4 protein-coding genes are annotated in these 6,000 nt (G+C 71.2%); 3 read left to right on the forward strand and 1 reads right to left on the reverse strand.

Translation table 11 applies throughout. From position 1 onward, the window contains the following. Nucleotides 1–87: 87 nt before the first annotated feature. Nucleotides 88–1,563 carry an aldehyde dehydrogenase gene (locus G6024_RS14955; protein WP_119192168.1) on the reverse strand — a complete coding sequence of 492 codons (1,476 nt, stop codon included), beginning with the start codon at nt 1,561–1,563 and terminating at the stop codon, nt 88–90. 121 nt (nt 1,564–1,684) lie between these two features. Between G6024_RS14955 and G6024_RS14960 the strand changes: the two genes are divergently transcribed. From G6024_RS14960 to G6024_RS14975, 3 genes are all read left to right on the forward strand, one after another. Next, nucleotides 1,685–2,257 (forward strand): TetR/AcrR family transcriptional regulator, encoded by a 573-nt coding sequence (locus G6024_RS14960; protein WP_119192167.1) that lies wholly within the window; start codon nt 1,685–1,687, stop codon nt 2,255–2,257. A gap of 8 nt (nt 2,258–2,265) precedes the next feature. Continuing rightward, nucleotides 2,266–3,255, forward strand: coding sequence for a cytochrome P450 family protein (locus G6024_RS14965; protein WP_227022214.1), 990 nt, complete (start codon nt 2,266–2,268; stop codon nt 3,253–3,255). Nucleotides 3,256–4,259: 1,004 nt separating this feature from the next. Next, nucleotides 4,260–5,900, forward strand: coding sequence for an AMP-binding protein (locus G6024_RS14975; RefSeq protein ID WP_132063014.1), 1,641 nt, complete (start codon nt 4,260–4,262; stop codon nt 5,898–5,900). Nucleotides 5,901–6,000 lie beyond the last annotated feature (100 nt).

Here is a 6,000-nt window from a genome sequence, read left to right on the forward strand (position 1 = left end):
GTGCTGGTGAGTGGTGTGGGGCCAGGTGCCGGGCCAGTGGTGCCGGGTGCCCGGGCTCTCCGGGGCTGTCCGGGGCTGTCCGGGGCCTCAGGCCGGGGTGGCCACGGACTTGATCTCGAGGTACTCCTCGAAGCCCTCGCGGCCCCTCTCGCGGCCGATGCCGGACTGCTTGTACCCGCCGAAGGGCACGTCGGCGCCGTACCACTGGCCGCCGTTGACGCCGAGGGTGCCGGTGCGAATGCCGGCCACGACCTTCTCGATCCGCTCGGGGTCGGTGCCCCACACGGCTCCGGACAGGCCGTACGGGGAGTCGTTGGCGATCCGGATCGCATCGGAGTCGCCATCGTGGGGGATGACCACCAGGACGGGGCCGAAGATCTCCTCCTGCGCCACGCGTGCCGAGTTGTCGAGACCGGAGATGAGGGTCGGCTCCACCCAGAACCCGCGCTCCATGCCCTCGCCGGTGGGGCGACCGCCGCCGATCTCGATGGTCCCGCCCTCCTGGCGCGCCAGGGCGATGTAGCCCTCGATGCGCTCGCGCTGGACCGCGGAGATGACCGGGCCGCAGAAGGCACCCGGGTCGTTGGGGTCCTTCGGGGCGAATGCCGCCATGGCGCCCTTGGCCGCCTCGACCGCCTCGTCGTACCTCTCGCGGGGCACGACGAGGCGGGTGGTCAGCGCACAACCCTGGCCGGCGTGCGTACACGCGTTGAGGGCGGTCATGAAGCACGCCGAGTTCAGGTCGGCGTCGTCCAGCACGACCGCGGCGGACTTGCCGCCGAGTTCGAGGAAGACCTTCTTCAGCGTCTCGGCGGCGGCGGCCATGATCTTCTTGCCGGTCGCGGTGGATCCGGTGAAGGAGACCAGGTCGACGCGAGGATCGGTGGTCAGCTGTTCGCCGAGGCCGTGGTCGGACGACGACACCACGTTGAGTACGCCGGCGGGGATGTCCGTCTCCTCGGCGGCGATCCGGGCCACGGCCGCGGCGATGAGCGGGGTGTCGGGGGCGGGCTTGAGCACCACGGTGCAGCCGGCGGCCAGCGCGGGGCCGATCTTGGCGAAGTTGATCTGGTTGGGGAAGTTCCACGGGGTGATGGCCCCGACGACGCCGATCGCCTCGGGCCGGGTCGAGCGGTTGGAGCGCACGCCCATGATCTCGGACTCCCCTAGCTCGGTGACCCACTCGTAGGCCTCCACCAGGTCGGCGAGCCAGCCCAGGTCCGCGACGGGCCCCTCCAGCTGGGGGCCGGTCGTGAACATGTGGGGCGCGCCGACCTCGGCGATGGTCAGTGCCCGCAGCTCCTCGATGTGTCCCTGAAGTGCGTCGCGGAGCTGGCGCAGGCACCGCGCACGGAACGCGTGGTCCCAGGACCAGTCGGTGGTGTCGAACGCGGTGCGCGCGGCGGCGATGGCCGCGTCCATGTCCTCGCGCCCGGCGTCGGCGGCCCGGCCGATGACCTCCTCGGTGGCCGGGTTGAGGACGTCGAACGTGGCGCCCCCGGTCGCGGGTCGCAGCTCACCGCCGATCAGCAGGGGGGCGGTGTCGGCGATGCTCGTCGTCACTTCGGAGCCTTCCGTCGTGGTGGGTCGATTCAGCGGTGGATCGATGCCGAGGTGGATCGATCCAGAGTGGCTGGACAGCTGTCTAGACGATAGTCCGGACGGTGGTGTACTGTCCAGACACATGTCCAGTGATCTTCGGTTCGAATCGACGCGGCGCAGGCTCAACGGCCAGCAGGCCGAGACCGTCGACCGCCTGACCAGCGCGGCGGTCGAGGTGCTGCGGGAGAAGGGTCCGGGAGGCCTGGCCGTCCGTGCCGTGGCCGCCAGGGCCGGCGTCGCACCGGCGACCGCCTACACGTACTTCTCCTCCAAGGGCCACCTCATCGCGGAGGTGTTCTGGCGCCGTCTGGACGACCACGTGACCGAGGCCGCCGACGGTGGCTCCGCCGCCGACCGGGTGGTCGCCGTGTTGCGCGACGTCGCGCTCCTCCTCGCCGACGAGCCGGAACTGTCGTCGGCCGTCACCGCCGCCCTGTTGGGCGACGACCCCGAGGTATCCCACCTGCGGGTACGGATCGGCGCCGATATCCGACGTCGCCTCGTGGCGGCGTTGGGGGAGCGGAACGACGACGAGGTGGTCCAGGCGCTGGAGATGGTCTACGCCGGGGCACTCGTCCGGGCGGGCATGGGCTACGGCTCCTACTCGGACATGGCAGACGCGATCGAATCCGCAGCACGACTGATCCTGAGGTGACGCCCGAGATGACCACCGCGACGCCCGCTCCGCTCGTGTTCAGCCCGTACGACTACGCGGTGCACGAGGATCCCTACCCGTTCTACGCCCGTCTCCGCGCCGAGGCGCCCGTCTACAACAACCCGGACCTCGACTTCTGGGCGCTGAGCAGGCACGCGGACGTCCGCGAGGCGTTCCGCGCGCCGGACGTGTTCTCCAACGCCATGGGGGTCTCGCTGGACCCCGCCGCGTACGGGCCGCACGCCTACAAGACGATGTCCTTCCTCGCGATGGACGATCCCCGCCACGCCCGCCTGCGCAAGCTGGTGAGCAAGGGGTTCACCTCCAGGCGCGTGGACGCCCTGTCCGAGGGGATCTCGAGGATCTCGCGGCAGCACTGGGACGAGTGCCTGGCCCGGTCCCGCGACGGGGAGACCATCGACTTCGTCGACGACTACGCGGGCAAGCTGCCCATGGACGTCATCTCGGATCTCATGGGCGTACCGGAGGTCGACCGGGCCGAACTGCGTCGGCTGGCCGACCTCGTCATGCACCGCGAGGAGGGCGTGCAGGACGTGCCGGAGGACTCCATGGTGGCCGCGCTCGACCTCATCACCTACTACCAGGGGATGGTCGCCGAGCGTCGTACCGCCCGGACCGGGGACCTCACCTCCGCGCTGCTCGACGCCGAGATCGACGGCGAGAAGCTGGACGACGACGAGATCCTGTCCTTCCTGTTCCTCATGGTGGTGGCCGGTAACGAGACCACGACCAAGCTTCTGGCCAACGCCCTGTTCTGGGGCCACGAGTACCCCGGCCAGTCGCGGGCCGTGCTCGACGGACGTGGCGATCGAGGAATGGCAGGCCGCCAGTCCCCACTACGCCCGCCGGATGAAGGACGCGCTGTCGATCACCGGCGACGGCGTCGCCGAGATCTTCAAGGGCTTCCAACTGGACGTGGGCGCCCCGCCGGAGTTCATGGACTTCCGGTACTCGGTGACCGACCACGACAACGGTGAGTTCTGGCTGGACCACTGTGGAGCCCTCATGGACGTCGAGCCGATGGGGGACCGGCTGGTCACCACCATGTGCCACGACATCGAGGACCCCACCTTTCCCGCCACCGCGCTGGCCACCAATCCGCTCGCGGTCGTCGAACCCATCCACCGCCCGCCCCGCGCCCCGGAGGGCCGCACCCCGCACTGCCACTGGCGGGTGCGGATCGACCCGGACGGCGAGCCGTTCCCGGTGCCCGGACCCGCGCTCGAGTCCGCGTCCAGCCGGATCATCGACTTCCGGTTCGACCCCCCGGCGCCCCGGGACACGACCGGCGAGGGCCCGCGCGACGACTACGCGGGACCACTGCTGACCGACCTGGTCTTCACCGAGTTCACCTCCGCCGCACTCATCCGGATCACCCGCGAGGTCTATCTCCAGATGCACCTGCTCGCCGTCGGTTTCCACCAGTCGGTGCGGCGTCGGTCGGACACCGAGACGGCGGACCGGCTCCTCGCCTACCAGGCCACCGGCATCGCCGGTGTCGCGGCGGGACGGATCCGCGAGGTCCTGGGCGTGGGCCCCGACGCGCTCGGCCTCGCCGCGGTACTCGACGTGCACCCTCTCGCCGGGCCCACCGCTTACACCGGCTACTCATCGGAGGTGTCCGCGGACGGTACCGAGCTGACGGTCCGCTGGGACACCGCCGCCGACGGGTTCGCCGACGACACCTGGCTCCCGCTGCTCGCCCGGGACGGGCTCCGGCCCCTCGCCGCCGCCGCGCAGGCGGTCGACCCGCACTGGACCGTGGAGCGAGTCCCGACGGACGGCTCGCACGTGGAGGCGGTCCTGCGGTTGGGCGACGAGCCGGCCACGGAGGGCGAGGAGGTCGCCGTCACCCGCATCAGCACCGGCGCGGCGTTCACCTTCGGACCCACCCGCACCCCGCTCCCCATCACGCCCGTCTGAACCGACCCCACCCGACGAGTCCGCTCCACCCGAGTAGCCCGCCCCGGAGGACCCCGTAATGGCACACACCCTGGCAGATCTCTTCGAGCACGCGGTTGACGCGTACGGACGCGACCGGCTCGCGGTGGTGGAGGACGACCGCCGGCTCACCTACGCGGACCTGGAGGCCGAGGCCAACCGGTGGGCGGACGGGCTGGCCTCCCGGGGGGTGGGGCCCGGCGATCACGTGGCGATCCACCTGCGCAACGGGGCGGACTGCATCGCGCTGTTCCTCGGCGTCCTCAAACTCCGTGCCGTGCCCGTCAGCATCAACTACCGCTACGCGGGATCCGAGCTGGGGTACCTCTACGACTACTCCGACTCCTGCGCCCTGGTCTTCCATCGCGAGTTCACCCCGGCGGTGGCGGGTGCGGCCGGGGACGCGGAGCGGCTGCGTCACCTCATCGTGGTCGAGGACGGATCCGGGGCGGGGGAGCTGCCGTCCGGCACGCTCGACGCCCGGGAACTCCTCGCCGCGGCCTCGCCGGACCGGGCGCCGGTGGAACGCATCGCGGACGACCTCTTCCTCGTCTTCACGGGCGGGACCACCGGCAAGCCGAAGGGCGTGATGTGGCGCCAGGAGGACCTGTGGCGCAGCCTCGGCGGGGGCAGCGACTACTACACCGGGGAGCCGGTGCCCGACGAGTACCACCAGTCCCGTGCCGGCCTGGGCGGGGACCCCGCGCGCTACCTCGTCCTGCTCCCGCTCATCCACACCTCCGGGCTCATGCCCTCGTTCACCGCCCTGGTCTCCGGGGGCACGTGCCACTACCTGCCGCACTTCCGGGCGCCCGACGTGCTCGAGGAGATCGAGAGCGAGAAGATCCAGATCGTCGTCCTCGCCGGCGACGCCATGGTGCGGCCGATGCTCGAACGGATGCGCGGCACCGGTGCCGACACCTCGAGTGTGTTCATGGTCAGCTCCGGCGCCGCCCTGTTCTCGCCATCGGTCAAGGCCGAGCTCTTCGAGCTGCGCCCCGATCTCATGATCATGGACGCGTTCGGGTCCTCCGAGAGCGGCTTCGGCGGGCTGGGAGTCGTGACGAGGGCGAACGTCGACGACGGGTCCCTGTTCGCAGACCACGGCCCCCGCATCCCCCGGGGCAGCGGCCTGCAACTGGTGGACGACTTCGACGAGCCGCTGCCCGACGACTCCACCGAGATCGGCTGGATCGTCAAGGCCGGCTACCAGCCCAGTGGCTACTACAAGGACGCCGCCAAGTCGGCGGAGACGTTCCGCGAGATCGCCGGGACCCGGCGGGTCTTCACCGGCGATCGCGGCAGGTACGACGGCCCGGACACGATCATCATGCTCGGCCGGGGCAGCCAGGTGATCAACTCCGGTGGCGAGAAGATCTTCGCCGAGGAGGTCGAGTCGGCGCTCAAGGCAGCCGAGGGCGTGCAGGACGCCGTGGCGCTGGGCGTGACGGACGAGCGGTTCGGCCACCGGGTCGGGGCGGTGCTCCAGTGGGATGACGGCCACACCGGGGACTTCGCGGCCCTGGAGGAGGCGCTGCGCGCGACCCTGGCGGGGTTCAAGATCCCGGTCGCGTTCTGGGTCGTCGACAAGGTGGAGCGGCACCCCAGCAGCAAGACGGACTACGGGTGGGCCAAGCGGACCCTCGCCGCCCGCGGACCCGACCACGACCGCCGGCAGTGACCGCGCTCCACCTGGGCGGGCGGGCGTACGCCGTCACCGGATCCTCGCGCGGGATCGGGTCCGCGGTGGCCGAGGACCTGGCGGCCCGGGGTGCGGACGT

The sequence above is a fragment of the Dietzia maris genome (assembly GCF_014144855.1).
Lineage (GTDB): Bacteria > Actinomycetota > Actinomycetes > Mycobacteriales > Mycobacteriaceae > Dietzia > Dietzia kunjamensis.